General features: G+C 58.1%; 15 protein-coding genes. All 15 read left to right on the forward strand.

The genetic code is table 11. From position 1 onward, the window contains the following. Positions 1-2: 2 nt before the first annotated feature. The 15 genes from hybA (at position 3) to AC2A1E_RS00720 (ending at position 15,442) form a co-directional block, all read left to right on the forward strand. The gene (hybA, locus tag AC2A1E_RS00650; protein WP_484382101.1) at positions 3-1,016 is read left to right on the forward strand and encodes a hydrogenase 2 operon protein HybA; all 1,014 of its coding nucleotides are present in this window, start codon (positions 3-5) and stop codon (positions 1,014-1,016) included. Beyond that, a complete protein-coding gene (gene hybB / locus AC2A1E_RS00655) occupies positions 1,003-2,202 on the forward strand; it encodes a Ni/Fe-hydrogenase cytochrome b subunit (protein WP_484382102.1) in 1,200 nt (399 codons plus the stop codon). Before hybA ends, hybB begins: the two co-directional genes overlap by 14 nt. Further along, positions 2,180-3,874 carry a hydrogenase 2 large subunit gene (hybC, locus tag AC2A1E_RS00660; protein WP_484382103.1) on the forward strand — a complete coding sequence of 565 codons (1,695 nt, stop codon included), beginning with the start codon at positions 2,180-2,182 and terminating at the stop codon, positions 3,872-3,874. Before hybB ends, hybC begins: the two co-directional genes overlap by 23 nt. Beyond that, positions 3,874-4,374 carry a HyaD/HybD family hydrogenase maturation endopeptidase gene (locus AC2A1E_RS00665; protein WP_484382104.1) on the forward strand — a complete coding sequence of 167 codons (501 nt, stop codon included), beginning with the start codon at positions 3,874-3,876 and terminating at the stop codon, positions 4,372-4,374. Before hybC ends, AC2A1E_RS00665 begins: the two co-directional genes overlap by 1 nt. After that, a complete protein-coding gene (hybE, locus tag AC2A1E_RS00670) occupies positions 4,358-4,840 on the forward strand; it encodes a hydrogenase-2 assembly chaperone (protein WP_484382105.1) in 483 nt (160 codons plus the stop codon). The genes AC2A1E_RS00665 and hybE overlap by 17 nt, the downstream gene beginning before the upstream one ends. 3 nt (positions 4,841-4,843) lie before the next feature. Continuing rightward, positions 4,844-5,185: a hydrogenase maturation nickel metallochaperone HypA gene (gene hypA / locus AC2A1E_RS00675; protein ID WP_484382106.1), complete on the forward strand. Its 342-nt coding sequence runs from the start codon at positions 4,844-4,846 to the stop codon at positions 5,183-5,185. Positions 5,186-5,204: 19 nt separating this feature from the next. Then, positions 5,205-6,116 carry a hydrogenase nickel incorporation protein HypB gene (hypB, locus tag AC2A1E_RS00680; RefSeq protein WP_484382107.1) on the forward strand — a complete coding sequence of 304 codons (912 nt, stop codon included), beginning with the start codon at positions 5,205-5,207 and terminating at the stop codon, positions 6,114-6,116. Beyond that, positions 6,116-6,394, forward strand: coding sequence for a hydrogenase maturation factor HybG (hybG, locus tag AC2A1E_RS00685; RefSeq protein ID WP_337263748.1), 279 nt, complete (start codon positions 6,116-6,118; stop codon positions 6,392-6,394). The genes hypB and hybG overlap by 1 nt, the downstream gene beginning before the upstream one ends. Next, positions 6,381-7,496: a hydrogenase formation protein HypD gene (hypD, locus tag AC2A1E_RS00690; RefSeq protein WP_484382108.1), complete on the forward strand. Its 1,116-nt coding sequence runs from the start codon at positions 6,381-6,383 to the stop codon at positions 7,494-7,496. The genes hybG and hypD overlap by 14 nt, the downstream gene beginning before the upstream one ends. Beyond that, positions 7,496-8,524, forward strand: a complete 1,029-nt coding sequence (gene hypE / locus AC2A1E_RS00695) for a hydrogenase expression/formation protein HypE (protein ID WP_484382109.1) — start codon at positions 7,496-7,498, stop codon at positions 8,522-8,524. The genes hypD and hypE overlap by 1 nt, the downstream gene beginning before the upstream one ends. 480 nt (positions 8,525-9,004) lie before the next feature. Then, the gene (gene hypF / locus AC2A1E_RS00700) at positions 9,005-11,302 is read left to right on the forward strand and encodes a carbamoyltransferase HypF (RefSeq protein ID WP_484382110.1); all 2,298 of its coding nucleotides are present in this window, start codon (positions 9,005-9,007) and stop codon (positions 11,300-11,302) included. A 51-nt stretch (positions 11,303-11,353) separates the two neighbouring features. Further along, positions 11,354-11,944: a HupE/UreJ family protein gene (locus AC2A1E_RS00705; protein WP_484382111.1), complete on the forward strand. Its 591-nt coding sequence runs from the start codon at positions 11,354-11,356 to the stop codon at positions 11,942-11,944. Positions 11,945-12,096: 152 nt separating this feature from the next. Further along, the gene (locus tag AC2A1E_RS00710; protein WP_484382112.1) at positions 12,097-12,846 is read left to right on the forward strand and encodes a PA3715 family protein; all 750 of its coding nucleotides are present in this window, start codon (positions 12,097-12,099) and stop codon (positions 12,844-12,846) included. 32 nt (positions 12,847-12,878) lie between these two features. After that, positions 12,879-14,138: a hypothetical protein gene (locus AC2A1E_RS00715; protein WP_484382113.1), complete on the forward strand. Its 1,260-nt coding sequence runs from the start codon at positions 12,879-12,881 to the stop codon at positions 14,136-14,138. Further along, a complete protein-coding gene (locus AC2A1E_RS00720) occupies positions 14,138-15,442 on the forward strand; it encodes a hypothetical protein (RefSeq protein ID WP_484382114.1) in 1,305 nt (434 codons plus the stop codon). Before AC2A1E_RS00715 ends, AC2A1E_RS00720 begins: the two co-directional genes overlap by 1 nt. Positions 15,443-15,446 lie beyond the last annotated feature (4 nt).

Consider the following 15,446-nt stretch of genomic DNA (forward strand, 5'->3'; position numbering starts at 1 on the left):
CCGTGAACCGACGTAACTTTCTAAAACTGGCCTCCTGTAGCGCGATAATGGTGGGAGGCGTACCTCCGGCGGTGGCCGGTGCTGAGAATAAGCCACCGATCCCAGATTCGCTGGGAATGCTGTATGACTCAACCCTGTGTGTCGGCTGCCAGGCCTGCGTGAGCAAATGCCAGCAGATCAACCATACCGATTTCCAGGCGCATGGCGAAACTTATGCCTATGCGGGCAATGAGGCCACCTGGTCGAACAACGACAAGCTCAGCCCCTATACCAACAACATTATCCAGGTGTGGAGCAGCGGCAGTGGCCAGCATAAAGACCAGTTGGAAGATGGCTATGCCTATATCAAAAAGCAGTGCATGCACTGTGTTGATCCCAACTGCGTTTCGGTGTGCCCGGTGCAGGCGCTGACCAAACACCCGAAAACCGGCATTGTGCATTACAACCCCAATGTTTGTACCGGCTGCCGCTATTGCATGGTCGGCTGCCCGTTCAACGTGCCGAAATACGACTACGACAACCCGTTCGGCCAAATCCACAAGTGTGAACTGTGCAACCAGAAAGGCGTTGAGCGACTGGATCAGGGCGGGCTACCCGGCTGTGTAGAAGTATGCCCGACCGGCGCGGTGATCTTCGGCACCCGCGAGCAGCTGTTGGCTGAGGCGAAACAGCGTCTGGCGCGCAAACCGGGTGAAAGCTACCGCTTTCCACGGCAGACCGTGCAGGCCGATGACCACTATGAACACGCGATCCCACATTACCAGCCACATCTGTATGGCGAAGAAGAAGGGGGAGGGACGCAGGTGCTGGTGCTGACCGGGGTGCCGTTTGAGAAGCTGGGCCTGCCGCCGCTGGAGCATTTATCGACCGGCGCGCGCTCCGAGCATGTGCAGCATTCGCTGTACAGCGGCATGGTGCTGCCGCTGGCTGCTCTGACTGGCATCACGTTGCTGGCGCACCGCAACACGCGCAAAGAGCGTCAGGATGAGAAGGAAGACGAACATGACGACGCATAAAACGCGCGCGCTTGGCGGGCGGCTGGTGAGTTGGCCGGTGATGCTGCTGGCCCCTTTTGTGGTGCTCTGTACCTTGCTGATCCTGAAACGCCTGGTGTTCGGGCTAGGGTCGGTGACCGATCTGAACGGCGGCTACCCGTGGGGGATCTGGATTGCCTTCGATCTGCTGGTGGGCACCGGTCTGGCCTGCGGCGGTTGGGCGCTGGCCTGGGCGGTGTATGTGTTTAACCGGGGCGAATACCATCCGCTGGTGCGCCCGGCGCTGTTGGCCAGCCTGTTCGGCTATACGCTGGGGGGGCTGTCGATCACCATCGACGTCGGCCGCTACTGGAACCTGCCTTACTTTTACATTCCCGGCCATTTCAACACCTCTTCCGTGCTGTTTGAAACCGCGGTCTGTATGACGATCTACATCGGCGTGGTGGCGCTGGAATTTGCTCCGGCGCTGTTTGAACGCCTGGGCTGGAAGGTGTCGCTCAAATGGCTGAATAAGGCCATGTTCCTGATTATCGCGCTGGGCGCACTGCTACCCGCGATGCACCAGTCGTCGATGGGGTCGTTGATGATTGCCGCAGGCATCAAGGTGCATCCGCTGTGGCAAAGTTACGAAATGCTGCCGCTGTTCTCCTTGCTGACCGCCGGGATATTGGGGTTCTCGATTGTCATCTTCGAAGGTTCGCTGGTGCAGGCGGGGCTGTTGGGCAAAGGGGCGCGGGAAACGCCGCTGTTTACCCGCATGACCTACATCATTGATGCCATTTTGCTGCTGTTCATTGTGCTGCGCTTTGGCGAACTGATTTACCGCCATAAGACTGGCTACCTGTGGCATCTCGACCGGTTTGCCCTGTTTTTCTGGCTGGAAATCGGTCTGATGCTGTTGCCGCTGCTGCTGTTCCGCTGGAAACGGAATCGCCGAGATTCACGCCTGCTGTTTATCGGTGCGCTGAGCATGATCTGTGGGGCGGCCCTGTGGCGGCTGAACTACTCACTGCTGGCCTACGATCCCGGCAACGGTTACGGCTATTTTCCGACCGCCAGCGAACTGCTGATCTCCATCGGCTTCGTGGCGATAGAAGTGTGTGCGTACATCCTGTTGATCAGGTTGTTACCGGTGCTGCCTGCGCAGCAACACAAGCATGAAAACAACCAGATAGAGGTAGAGCATGAGCCAACGCATCACCATTGATCCCGTAACCCGCATTGAAGGGCATTTACGGATTGACTGCGAAATTGAAGATGGCAAGGTGGTCAAAGCCTGGTCTTCTGGCACCATGTGGCGCGGCATGGAAGAGATTGTGCAAGGTAACGATCCGCGCGACGCCTGGATGATCGTCCAGCGTATCTGTGGCGTCTGTACCACCACCCATGCCTTGGCCTCGGTGCGTGCGGTGGAAAATGCCTTGGGGATGGAAGTGCCGGTTAACGCGCAGTATATCCGCAACATCATTCTGGCGGCCCACAGCATTCACGATCACATCGTGCATTTTTATCAGCTCTCGGCGCTGGACTGGGTCGATATCACCTCAGCCTTGAAGGCCGACCCACAAAAAGCCGCCGAACTGCTGAGTGGCCTGTCGAATTGGCCGCTCAACAGCGCCGCCGAATTCAGCCGCGTGCAGCAAAAGATTAAAGATCTGGTAGCCAGCGGCCAACTGGGCATCTTTGCTAACGGCTACTGGGGGCACTCGGCGATGGCGCTGCCGCCGGAAGTCAACCTGATCGCCGTTGCTCACTACCTGCAAGCGCTGGAATGCCAGCGTGATGCTAACCGGGTGGTCGCTATTCTGGGGGGCAAAACGCCGCATATCCAGAACCTGGCGGTGGGCGGGGTGGCTAACCCGATCAACCTGGATGCCCCTAGCGTGCTGAACCTTGAACGCCTGATGTACCTGAAAACCTTTATCGATCGCCTCGGCGACTTTATCGAACAGGTTTATCTGGTGGATAGCGCGGTGATCGCGGCGCACTATCCGGGCTGGCTGGCGCTGGGCAAAGGGGCGGACTGCTATCTTTGCCTGCCGGAGCTGCCGACCGATCGCAAAGGTGACACTTACCTGCTGCCGGGCGGCTTCTTGGAAAACGGCAAGTTCCGCCCGATCGCCAATCAGCGCGACGCTTATCTGGTGAACGGTATTCAGGAGAGCGGTAAACATGCCTGGTATCAGGACGATCAGCCGCTAGCGCCGTGGGAAGGGTTGACGCGGCCGAATTACACCGGCTGGCAGGAAGACGGCAAATATTCCTGGGTGAAATCGCCAACTTTCTACGGCAAAGCGGTGGAAATGGGGCCGCTGGCCTGGCTGATGTGCAGCTTACAGGCCGAACATCAACCGACGCAGAAATACTTCGGCCGCGTCAACAGCGCCTATCAAACCTTGACCGGTCACGCGCTAACCGCCGAACAACTGCCGTCAACCTTGGGGCGGATCGTCGGTCGTACGGTGCATGCCTGCGTGCTGCATGAAACCCTCGGCCAGCAGTGGCAGGCGCTGGTAGAAAACATCGGCAAAGGCGATCACGAAACCTTTATTCGCCCCAATATCCCGTTGACTGGCGAAATTCGCGGCGTTGGGTTTATCGAGGCTCCACGCGGTTCGCTGTCCCATTGGGTGGTGATCAAAGACGGCAAGATCGCCAATTATCAGGCGGTGGTGCCTTCCACCTGGAATGCCGGGCCACGCAACCATAACGACGAGCCCGGCCCTTACGAGCGTTCACTGGTGGGCACGCCGGTGGCCGATCCAGCCAAGCCGCTGGAAGTAGTGAGAACCATTCACTCCTTCGATCCCTGCATGTCCTGTGCTGTGCATATCGTGGACACCACCGGCAATGAAGTGACCAGGGTCAAGGTGCTGTGATGCGTATTTTGGTACTAGGTATCGGTAATCTGTTATTGAGCGATGAAGCGGTGGGCGTGCGCATCATTGAAGCGCTGGAACAACGCTTTGTGTTACCGGCCAACGTTGAGGTGTTGGACGGCGGCACCTCCGGCATGGAACTGATGGAAGTGATGGCCGATCGCGATCATCTGATCGTGGCCGATGCGGTACTGACCGGCCACGCACCGGGTAGCGTAGTGGTGCTGCACGATGAAGAGATCCCTGCGCTGTTCACCCGCAAGATTTCACCGCATCAGTTGGGGTTGTCGGACGTGCTGATGGCGCTGCGGCTGACCGAGGAGTTCCCACGGCGCTTAACGCTGGTTGGCGTGGTGCCGGAATCGCTGGAGCCGGGAATCGGCCTCAGCCCGCGGGTCACTCAGGCGATTGAACCGGCCTTGGCGCAGGTGCTGGTGGCATTGCAATGCAGCGGTGTGTCAATCTCGCTCAAGGAGGCCGCCGATGCCCGATGCTGTTAGCGGCTTTCAAACCAGCCCGGCCCCGTTGCTGGAAGCGGCGTTTCATGCCGTCGCCACCGATGGCATGCGCGATTTGCCCTTTTTCCATTCGCAGATACCGATTCGCGCCTGCGGGTTTCAACTGTTTGAACAGCAGTGGGTCGGTTGCATGCTCACGCCCTGGATGCTGAGCCTGATGGTGCTCCCAGGCCCGCAGCAGCGGTGGGAGCCGCGCCAGATCGGCGAAAAACTGGCGCTGGCGCTGCCCTGCGGCAACGTCAGTTTTACCCTGGGCGAGATCGGTGGCTGTGGGCAATATCTGGCCTGCTCGCTGATGTCGCCGCTGGAGAGTTCGCTGGGGGCCGAGCAGGCGTTGGCACTGGCGGAAAACAGCGCGCGTATGGCGCTGTCGTTACCGGTGGTGGACCGTAGCATCCCGAGCAACCTGGGGCGGCGCGCGCTGTTTCGCCTGCCACGGGGGAGCTGACCGATGCATGAAATCAGCCTGTGTTTGAGCACCATGGAACTGATTGAGCAGCAGGCGTTGCAGCACGGTGCCCGGCGGGTAACGGCGGTCTGGCTGGAGATCGGCGCGCTGTCTTGTATTGAAGAGCACGCACTGCGCTTTAGCTTTGCCAGCGCCACTCGCCAGACGTTGGCAGAAGGCTGCCAACTGCATCTGAGCTATCAACCAGCGCATGCCTGGTGCTGGAGTTGCAGCACCAGCGTGACAATCGAACGGCATGACGCCGGTTGCCCGCAGTGCGGCGGCCACGCGTTGCGCATCGAGAGCGGCGAAAGCCTGCGATTAAAACAATTAGAAGTAGAATAATTTTAAGAGGTTACATTTTATGTGTACGACTTGCGGTTGCGCCAGTGGAGAAAAATTCATCGAAGGGGATGAGCATCATCACCACCATCATGATGACGACCATCATCACGCACATGCCCATCAGGCAGTTACGATCCATCACCACCACCATTATCACCATCAGGGTGACGTGCATCATCATTACGCCAGCGCTGAAGCGCAGCCGTTTGCGCCGGAGGTGCAACCGCATTCACAAGATCTGCACTATGGCCACGGCGAGGCTGGGAGCCATGCCCCAGGCATGGGCCAGCGGCGGTTATTGCAGATTGAACAGGACGTGTTGAGTAAAAATAACCATCTGGCGGCGCATAACCGTGAACACTTTGCCGCGCAGAATATCCTGGTGCTGAACCTGGTTTCCAGCCCCGGCTCCGGCAAAACCTCTCTGCTGACGGCCACCCTGCAATATCTGGCGGGCAAAGTACCTTGCGCGGTGATCGAAGGCGATCAGCAAACCAGCAACGATGCAGAACGCATCCGCGCGACGGGCGTACCGGCGATCCAGGTGAACACCGGTAAAGGCTGCCACTTGGATGCGCAGATGGTGCACGATGCGGCTCATCGCCTGCCGCTGCAAGACAACAGCCTGCTGTTTATTGAAAACGTTGGCAACCTGGTTTGCCCTGCCAGTTTTGACCTGGGGGAACGGCATAAAGTGGCGGTGCTGTCGGTCACCGAAGGGGAGGACAAACCGCTCAAATATCCGCATATGTTTGCCGCCGCCACGCTGATGGTGATCAATAAGATTGATCTGCTGCCCTACGTGAATTTCTCGGTTGATCAGTGCATTACTTATGCCCGCCAGGTTAATCCCGCCATTCAGGTGATTGTTCTGTCGGCCACCAGCGGTGAGGGGATGGATCTCTGGCTCGCTTGGCTGGAGGCGCAATAATGTGCCTTGGCGTACCCGGCAAAGTGATCGCGGTTGGCGAAGATCTGCACCAACTGGCAACGGTCGACGTGTGTGGTGTGTCGCTCGGGGTCAATATCGCGCTGGTGTGTGAGGATTCCCCGCAGGCGCTGATCGGTCAGTGGGTGCTGGTGCACGTGGGGTTTGCCATGAGCCTGCTCGATGAGCAGGAAGCACTGGACACGCTGGCGGCGCTGGAACATATGCGTGCTGTCGGGCTTGAATCCCCGATGCCGGGGGGCAGCGATGCGCTACGTTGATGAGTTCCGCGATCCGGCGCTAACCCAAGTTTTGTTGCAGCGCATCGCACAACTGATGCTTGCGATGCCTGAACAGCAACGCTTACCGCTGCAAATTATGGAAGTGTGCGGCGGCCATACTCATGCGATTTTCAAGTTTGGGCTCGATCGATTGCTGCCGGATAACCTGGAGTTTGTCCATGGGCCGGGTTGCCCGGTTTGTGTCTTACCAATGGGGCGCATTGATAGCTGCCTGGAGATTGCCGCGCACCCGGAAGTGATTTTTTGCACCTATGGCGACGCCATGCGCGTGCGTGGGCGCAACGGATCGCTGCTGGATGCCCGGCGGCACGGTGCCGATATTCGGGTGGTCTATTCACCGCTGGATGCCCTGCAACTGGCAGTGGACAATCCGCAACGTGAAGTGGTGTTTTTCGGGCTGGGTTTCGAAACCACCATGCCCGCCAGCGCCTTGACCTTGCAACAGGCGCGGCAGCGTAAGCTGAGCAACTTTAGCCTGTTCTGCCAGCATATTACCCTGATCCCCACCTTGCGCAGCCTGTTGCAGCAGCCCGACATACGGATTGACGGTTTTCTGGCCCCCGGCCACGTCAGCATGGTGATCGGCAATGCGCCTTACGGCTTTATCGCTGAGCAGTACCATAAACCGTTGGTGGTCACCGGGTTTGAACCGCTGGATATTCTGCAAGGGCTGGTGATGCTGCTGGAACAACTGCGCGCTGGCCATAGCGCGGTGGAAAATCAGTATCGGCGTATTGTGCCAGAGCAGGGTAACCGCCTGGCACAGCAGGTGCTGGCGGAAGTGTTTTGCCTGAAAGCGAGCAGCGAGTGGCGTGGCTTGGGGGAGATCGCCCATTCCGGCGTACAACTGACGCCGGACTATGCCGAGTTTGACGCCGAGCGGCGCTTTCAGCCCCAGGCGCAGCGCGTGGCGGACGATCCGCGTTCGCGCTGTGGTGAGGTGCTGACCGGGCGTTGCAAGCCGGACGCCTGCCCGCTGTTTGGCAAAGAGTGTACGCCAAGCAACGCCTTTGGTGCCCTGATGGTGTCATCGGAAGGGGCCTGTGCGGCTTATTATCAGTACCGCAGGGAGACGGCCTAATGCTTACATCGAACGATGAACGCGAGATCACGTTGGCGCACGGCAGCGGCGGGCGGGCGATGCAAAGCCTGATCGAAGAGCTGTTCTTGCAGGCCTTTGCCAATCCGGCGCTGAACGCGCGGGAAGATCAGGCGCGGATTGCGCTGAGTGAACTCTGTGCCGCAGGGGATCGGCTGGCGGTATCCACCGACAGCTATGTGATTGACCCGATTTTCTTTCCCGGTGGCGACATCGGCAAGCTGGCGGTGTGTGGCACCGCCAACGACGTGGCGGTCAGCGGTGCGCAGCCGCGCTACCTGAGCTGCGGCCTGATTCTAGAAGAAGGGCTGCCGTTTGCCACGCTGGCGCGCATTGTCCAGTCGATGGCGGCCACGGCGCAGCAGGCCGGGATGCAGATCGTCACTGGCGATACCAAAGTGGTGCCCCGTGGGGCGGCAGACAAGATTTTTATCAATACCACCGGCTTTGGTGCCATTCCGGCCAGCGTCGATTGGGGCGTTCATCAGATCCGCCGTGGCGACAGCATTATTGTCAGCGGTACGCTTGGCGATCATGGCGCAACCATTCTCAACCTGCGCGAAGGCTTGGGGCTGGAAAGCGAACTGGGCAGCGACTGTGCCCTGCTGGCCCCGCTGATTGCGCCGTTGTTAAACATCTCTGGCGTGCGGGCACTGCGTGATGCCACGCGCGGCGGCGTGACGGCGGTGCTGCATGAGTTTGCCGCTGCCAGCGGCTGCGGTATGGAGGTCATGGAAGCGGCATTGCCGTTGAAACCCGCAGTGCGCGGGATTTGCGAGTTATTGGGGTTGGATGCGCTGAACTTTGCCAATGAGGGCAAGTTGGTGCTGGTGGTGGCACCTGAAGCCGAAGCCGAGGTGTTGGCCGCACTGCATCAGCACCCGCTGGGGCGTGATGCGGCGGTGATTGGCCGCACGCTGGAGCGCCAACAGGTGAATGTGGTGGGGCTGTTTGGTGTTTCCCGCCGCTTGGATCTGCCGCTGGACGAGCCGCTGCCGCGGATTTGTTAGCTAACCAGTTCCCTGTCCCTGTAGGGAGAGGGTTAGGGTGAGGGGGATATCGCTTAATGCTTAACCCGTTCTCTTTGATAAAGGGCTCTATTTTGTTTGTTGGTTTGAATAAGCATGTTTTTCGGACGCTCAAGATTTGGCGTTTATCAGGTAGCACCGTGAAAGCGCCCGAGCAGGGGGCTCAAGAGCCAGCCCCCTGCACCCCGGCCCTTGCCATATCAGGCGGCCGCTGCGCGGCTAGTACTCGGCCCATCCCTGGGCCTTGCCCCTTCGGGGCCGCTGCAAGCAGCGTTCAAATCTGCTCCCGGCAGATTTGTCTTACTCCGCCGCCGCGCATTACGGCCGGCTACGACAGGCGTCCCTGCCTGTCTCGCCTGAACGCGCCGTCCATGGCGCGTTCGCCTATGCGCCGCGTCTGCGTTCAGCGCCTTCAATGGCGTCAACACCGGTGCCCACCTGTTGTAGTGGTAGTTAGATATCATGGCGCATATTGATACTACAGTCGCCAACAGCAATGGCCTCAGCCTGCGGGTGAAGGGCAAAGTGCAAGGGGTGGGGTTTCGCCCCTACGTCTGGCTGCTGGCACGGCGGTTCGATCTGCACGGTGACGTCAGCAACGACGGCGCGGGGGTGATCGTCCGTCTGTGGCAATCGCCCAAGGTGGCGGATTTTCTGCGCGCCTTGCCGCTGCAATGCCCGCCGCTGGCGCGGATCGACAGCGTCAGCCAGCAACCGCTGCACTGGCCGCAGGAACCACAGGATTTCACCATCGCCAGCAGCGGTGGGGGGCAGATTGATACCCATATTGTCGCCGATGCCGCCACCTGTGACGCCTGCCTGGCAGAACTGAATTCGCCGCACAACCGGCGTTACCGCTACCCGTTTATCAACTGCACCCACTGTGGCCCGCGTTTTACCATTATTCGGCAGATGCCTTACGATCGCCCCAACACCTCCATGCAGCCTTTCCCGCTGTGTGCTGCCTGCCAGACGGAATATGACGATCCGGCCGACCGCCGGTTCCACGCGCAACCCAATGCCTGCCCGGCTTGCGGCCCGCAGCTGTGGCTGAACGATGCCAACGGCAAGGCTACCGCCAGCGCGGAAGAGGCGTTGCAGCGAGCCGCTCAGGCGCTGCTGGCGGGGGAGATTTTGGCGATCAAAGGTATCGGCGGCTTTCATCTGGCTTGTGATGCCACTAATTCAGCGGCGGTGCAGCGCCTGCGCTTGCGTAAACGTCGCCCGGCCAAACCGCTGGCGGTGATGATGCCGGATGCTGACTGGCTGGCGGCGTGCGTGCAGAGGGCAGACCCTGCGCCGTTGCTCAAACTGCTGCGCAGCCCGGCGGCACCGGTGGTGCTGGTGCCTGCGCATCCCGGCAGCCCGTTGTGCCAGGACATTGCCCCAGGGCTGAGCGAAGTGGGGGTGATGCTGCCCGCCAATCCGCTGCAACATCTGTTGCTCCAGCAGGTTGCCCGCCCGCTGGTGATGACCTCCGGCAACCTGTCGGACAAACCCCCGGCGCTGACCAACCAGCAGGCGCTTGATGAATTGGCAGGCATTGCCGACGGCTGGTTGCTGCATAACCGCGAGATTGTCCAGCGTGCCGACGATACGGTGCTGCGGCTGAACCCGCAGGGCACTGAAATGCTGCGCCGGGCGCGCGGCTATGTGCCCGATGCGTTGCCATTGCCGCCCGGTTTTAGCGCGCAGTCACCGGTTCTGGCGCTGGGTGCCGATACTAAGAACACCTTCTGCCTGCTATGGGGCGAACGCGCCGTGGTCAGCCAGCATCTTGGCTCGTTGGCCGATGACGCTACCTACCAGCAGCAACAGCAACTGATCGCGCTGTTCGGGGATATCTACGGCGTGGTGCCGCAGGCGATCGCTATCGATGCCCACCCCGGTTATCTCAGCCATCAGCAGGGCCAAGCGCTGGCCGAGCGTTTAGCCATTCCCTGCGTGGAGACGCTTCACCACCATGCTCACTTGGCAAGCTGTTTAGCGGAACATGCCTGGCCGCGTAACGGCGGCAAGGTGATCGGCTTGGCGTTAGACGGCTTGGGTTACGGCATTAACGGGCAACTGTGGGGCGGAGAATGCCTGCTGGTGGATTATCAGCATTGTGAACATTTGGGCGGGTTGCCTGCGGTGGCGCTACCGGGGGGCGATTTGGCGGCGCAGCAGCCGTGGCGCAACCTGCTGGCGCACCTGTTGCGCTTTGTACCCGGCTGGCAGGCGCTGCCGGAGGCGGCAGGGATCCCGCAGCCACAGGCCAGCGTGCTGGCGCGGGCGATTGAGCGCCAGATCAATGCGCCGCTAGCCTCTTCCACCGGGCGCTTGTTCGATGCGGTAGCTGCCGCGCTGCAAATCGTCCCGCCGCAGATTTCCTGGGAAGGGGAAGCCGCCTGCCTGCTGGAGGCGCTGGCACAACAAAGCCCGCACCATCAGCCGCCGGTTTCTCTGCCGCTGTGCGGCCAGCAGCTGGATTTGGCCACCTTCTGGCAGCAGTGGCTGAACTATCGGGCTGCGCCAGCACGGCGGGCTTACGCGTTCCATTGGGCGCTGGCGCAGGGTTTTGCTGCTTTGGCCCGGCAGGCGGCGCAGCAACAGGGTATTCATACCGTCGTGCTGTCGGGCGGGGTCTTGCATAACCAGTTATTGCGCCAACTGCTGGTGCAACAACTGGAAGGTTTGCAGGTGTTGCTGCCGTCGCAATGGCCTGCCGGAGATGGCGGTTTGGCGCTGGGGCAGGCGTTGATCGCCGCAGCGCGTTAGGGCACGTTAATTTTTTTGGTTTTCTATAAGGATGATCAACAGGTGATAACTATGCGTATTAATGTCAAAACTGTGGCTGTATCCGTACTGGCGCTGTTCCCGATGCTGGCTTGCGCCCACGTTGGGAATGATGGTGGTACTCATCACGTTTTAAGCTTCGCCGAAGGCTTTATCCACCCGCTGACCGGGATGGATCACCTGGTGGCGATGATTCTGGTGGGCGTCTGGAGCGCCATGAACACTCGGAAATGGTGGCTTGCGCCGCTGGCGTTTGCCGGGTTGCTGCTGGCGGGTGCGCTGATCGGCATGGCGGGCGTGACGGTGGCGGCTACCGAATACCTTGTCGCCGCCTCATTGCTGGTGGTGGGCGTGATGGTGGCGTTGCGGCTGAAATTGCGTGCGGTAACCGGCGCGTTGATCATTGGCGCTTTTGCCATTTTCCACGGCTTGGCGCACGGTGCTGAGCTCTCTCATTCGGCGGCGGCACTTTCCGGTATGGTCATCGCAACGGCAGGGCTTCATCTGGTGGGCTTGGGGATCGGCTATCTGCTGACCCTTTCCAGCACTAACCGCTGGTGGGCGGGGGTGATTGGCGGCGGCTCATCCCTATTGGGGATTGGCTTGCTCAGCGGCTTGTTCTGATGCCATAACAGCCTGTTGCTGGCACTGGTTTGCGATGGGTGTCAGCAATATTGTTTATTAATCTCCAAAAGCGGTTGGATTGACGAATACTTTTTGGTTAGATTCCCAGTCACTAGCTTGAGCTAATTCAAGCACTAACAGGGAATGTCGTAATGAGAAGAGTGATGGGGGTGCTGGCGCTGAGCCTGGTGTCTTGTTCCTCCCTGGCGGATTGCCAGGCAATTTTGCAGGATTTGGCCAAGGCCTTTGAGGCCAAATTGACCAGCAACCCCGAGTTATCTACCTGCAAGGTCTGGCCTTATGCTCCTGATAAAACCATTGCGGTGCTGATGCTGGAGCCGAAGGTTAAAGAAGACCCGGATTTTACCGACTATGACGTTGCCGTTTACGTTGTTGACAGCCAATCGGGGAAGGTCCTAGCCAGCAAGTACCATCCCAAAGCCATTATGGACGATGCGATTTTTACTGACCGCGTAACCATCGATACCGCGCGCTATCAGCTTGCCTCCGAGGTGCGTGCTTTCGGCGTGCGTTTTAGCCACCGGGGTTCCTCTTCAGTCAATCCGTTCAGCATAGAAAGGCTTAACCTGTATACGCTGAAAAACCATCAACTCGCGTTAGTCCTCAATAATCTCACGATGGACGAATTCCGCGGTGAATGGGATGGTCAATGCACCGGAGAGTTCGATAAAACCCGGCGCGTACTGGCGCTGGGGCCACTCTCGCACCGTGGCTATCGGGATCTGGAATTGCAGGAAACGGCGAACCACACCGAGTCGGTTAAAAAAGGGGAGAACTGTGTGGACAGCAAAAAAACGTCCGTCAAGACACAGTCTACCCTGATGTTTGATGGTGAGCGCTATCCGCTAGGCCAGGATAAGCTGCTCGATCATCGTTTCTAATTGCCGCTGCCAAGGTTAAGCCGTTATCAAGCATGAAAAAAATCTTCTTTTTCGATTTGCCGTTTGTCCGGCACGATCTCAATGCACCCAGTGAAAGTAAGTATCGGCGCATTTTGGCCGGGGATAAGGTTTTCTATACCTATAGCAGACAGTTTCTTGAGGCCAATGTCTTGAACCGGTTGGTCGAGGGGGATCGCGTTTATATCGGCGCACATCAACTGGCCGACGGTCGCTATTGGCTGCATTGGCTGGCCAGTGAGGAAAAGGGGGTGTTGCAGCCGAAGGTAGCAGACATCAGTAAACTGAGGGCGACGCTGAAGCTGATGGGCGGATTAGGCGTGATAGGGGCGTCGATCTATGCGGCTTTTCAATGGGTGAGCGTCTGGCTGATTGTGCTGCTTCTGTTTGTTTTCTGCTTTGGCTGTTGGTTGTTCGCCTCTTCTTTTCAGGCGCTACTAGTGGGTACCAGCAGCAAGATGCGCCGTTTGTTGCAACGGTTGGAGCAGGTCAAAACCGGCGATGTTTCAATTTGTCACTCGCCCGCGTTGCTGTTGCCGGGGCCGTTAAACAGCCCGCCAACGCAACAGACCAGTGATGAACAGGATAACGATCTGGATACGCTTCAGGCCGCCGATCTGTTGCTTTCTGATCGGGTAATGCTCGCCAGCGTGAGTGGGGTAGCTACCGAGGTGAGCGCTCGCCGCGATTTTACCGGCAGTGGCAAAAGCCGGCGGGATTTTATTGACTATCAATTTACCTGCAATGGCTCAGAGTTCTCTTTTCGTAGTGGTTTTAATACCCTGACGGAAGATCTTAATCCGCTGTTCTTCCGCCAACATCCGTTCTTTCTGGCAGAGAGCGATCCGCTGACGTTAGTGGTGAATCAACAGGACAATAGTGTTCTTGGGGTTTGCAATGAAAGGGACGGTTGCGCTTATCTGAAAGTGGGCGGCATAGCGGTATCATTCCAGCAAATGAAACTGATGTATAAACTGATGACCGGTATCTGCTTGTTCTCAATGATGATATCGGTGTTATACATCGCCAATAAGTGGTGGGAACAGGGCGGTATGCCGGATAAATGGGACTGGCTGGACGCTGCTGACTTTTTTTATGACATTGGCCTGATGAACCTCATGATGTTCTGCATTTTTATGCTGTTGATAGAGTTGAGTAGCTGGTTGGTGCGTAAATATTCGTTGAGCGCGGCGCGCTTTGCCTTTGCCCGCCAGATGCTGACGCTATTTAAACGCCGTCGTGGGGAAAAAGCCCACATTCAGGAAGTGAACTAATGTTCAGCCAGAGCAAAACGCGCATCAGGCTGTTAGCCGTGGTGGGCTTTGTGACCGGGATACTGTTCTATATCGAAGGTTTTGCCGGATTTGCTACCGACTGGTCATGGCAGCGGAGCTATCGGGCCGATCAGCCAGCCGTGGTGATGAGTGAGCAACGTCTGAGCAGCTTTCAACAAGGCGTGTTATTAACCGGGGTCAGTGACGCAATTGATATGAAATTGCTTCATATTGATCGTACAACCTGGAAACACAGCTACCAAAAAACCATTCAGATCGATTTACTGGCTAGTGATGCCCCTCCGCTGTTAAACCTACAGATATCACCAGACCAAGAGGCGGTTCGTTCCGCACTAGAACGCCAGACGGGTAATGAAAACAGCCGCTCGCTGTATCTGGATGAAACCATTGTGCCAGTGACTCAGATCATCACCGAGCAGGAGGGCGATCTGCGTATCAGCGCCCGTTTTCTCGGAACCGTGGTGGGTCAAAAATGCAATGCTCAAGGCCTGTGTCTGATCCTTTTCAATAGTTACCTTGATAGGACGGATGCGGTATTTTACTCGGCCGACGGCGGGCGACATTGGCAGTGGCAGCCGCAGTGGCAAGCGCCGGAAAAGGACTCCCCCTATCGGCTATTGGGTATTCCTGGCCCCGATCGGGTTCTGGTCTCGCAGAACGGCAAGCTCTATCAGTCCGACGATCTTGGTCAGCATTGGCAAATGCTGATCGATTTAGCGCAGCAGGGCGTTAATACCGCGCTCAACCCCACCTACTGGCGTTATAACGATGACCAGTACGTTACCGTCTGGAGTGGAACGAGTGAAAGTGGCGACGATGAATCGGGCCATCTCTTGCTCAATTTCAATCTCAAAACCTTACGCATCGAATCAAACTGGTGGATGCAGGGTACCGTTATTGACGGCGAAAGTACCACGCAAGGGGATTTCTACTTTATTCTGGAAAGCCAGCCACGCGTTCGTTACAGCCTGCACAAGTTACAGGCTGATGGAACCTTTTCTCCGGTCTTGGAAACCGGCATGAAAACCTTGTCTGTTCTGTATGCAGGCAACAATCTGCTGATGATGGAAAAACAATTCAATGACCCCAGGCATATGACAGTGTCCACCGACGGTGGTCAACACTGGTTTAGAATGAAAAAGTTCCCAAGCAGTTATGATGAGACGGTGTTGTTTGATCGCTGGCGTAACCGCCTGTTTCGTTTCCCAACCAAATCCTACAGCTACCCGAGGTTGGGTAATCGTGAGGGTTTGGTGTATGAAACGGCAACCTTGCCGCATTAGCCGT

Source organism: Serratia sp. HNCC26DJ206 (assembly GCF_057180605.1).

What these genes read in the sequence shown, in the direction of transcription:
- hypA (WP_484382106.1), top strand. Translation starts at nt 4,844, where the DNA reads ATGCATGAAATCAGCCTGTGTTTGAGCACCATGGAACTGATTGAGCAG.
- hybB (WP_484382102.1), top strand. Translation starts at nt 1,003, where the DNA reads ATGACGACGCATAAAACGCGCGCGCTTGGCGGGCGGCTGGTGAGTTGG.
- AC2A1E_RS00715 (WP_484382113.1), top strand. Translation starts at nt 12,879, where the DNA reads ATGAAAAAAATCTTCTTTTTCGATTTGCCGTTTGTCCGGCACGATCTC.
- AC2A1E_RS00705 (WP_484382111.1), top strand. Translation starts at nt 11,354, where the DNA reads ATGCGTATTAATGTCAAAACTGTGGCTGTATCCGTACTGGCGCTGTTC.
- hybG (WP_337263748.1), top strand. Translation starts at nt 6,116, where the DNA reads ATGTGCCTTGGCGTACCCGGCAAAGTGATCGCGGTTGGCGAAGATCTG.
- hypB (WP_484382107.1), top strand. Translation starts at nt 5,205, where the DNA reads ATGTGTACGACTTGCGGTTGCGCCAGTGGAGAAAAATTCATCGAAGGG.
- AC2A1E_RS00665 (WP_484382104.1), top strand. Translation starts at nt 3,874, where the DNA reads ATGCGTATTTTGGTACTAGGTATCGGTAATCTGTTATTGAGCGATGAA.
- hybE (WP_484382105.1), top strand. Translation starts at nt 4,358, where the DNA reads ATGCCCGATGCTGTTAGCGGCTTTCAAACCAGCCCGGCCCCGTTGCTG.
- hypE (WP_484382109.1), top strand. Translation starts at nt 7,496, where the DNA reads ATGCTTACATCGAACGATGAACGCGAGATCACGTTGGCGCACGGCAGC.
- hybC (WP_484382103.1), top strand. Translation starts at nt 2,180, where the DNA reads ATGAGCCAACGCATCACCATTGATCCCGTAACCCGCATTGAAGGGCAT.
- hypF (WP_484382110.1), top strand. Translation starts at nt 9,005, where the DNA reads ATGGCGCATATTGATACTACAGTCGCCAACAGCAATGGCCTCAGCCTG.
- AC2A1E_RS00710 (WP_484382112.1), top strand. Translation starts at nt 12,097, where the DNA reads ATGAGAAGAGTGATGGGGGTGCTGGCGCTGAGCCTGGTGTCTTGTTCC.
- AC2A1E_RS00720 (WP_484382114.1), top strand. Translation starts at nt 14,138, where the DNA reads ATGTTCAGCCAGAGCAAAACGCGCATCAGGCTGTTAGCCGTGGTGGGC.
- hypD (WP_484382108.1), top strand. Translation starts at nt 6,381, where the DNA reads ATGCGCTACGTTGATGAGTTCCGCGATCCGGCGCTAACCCAAGTTTTG.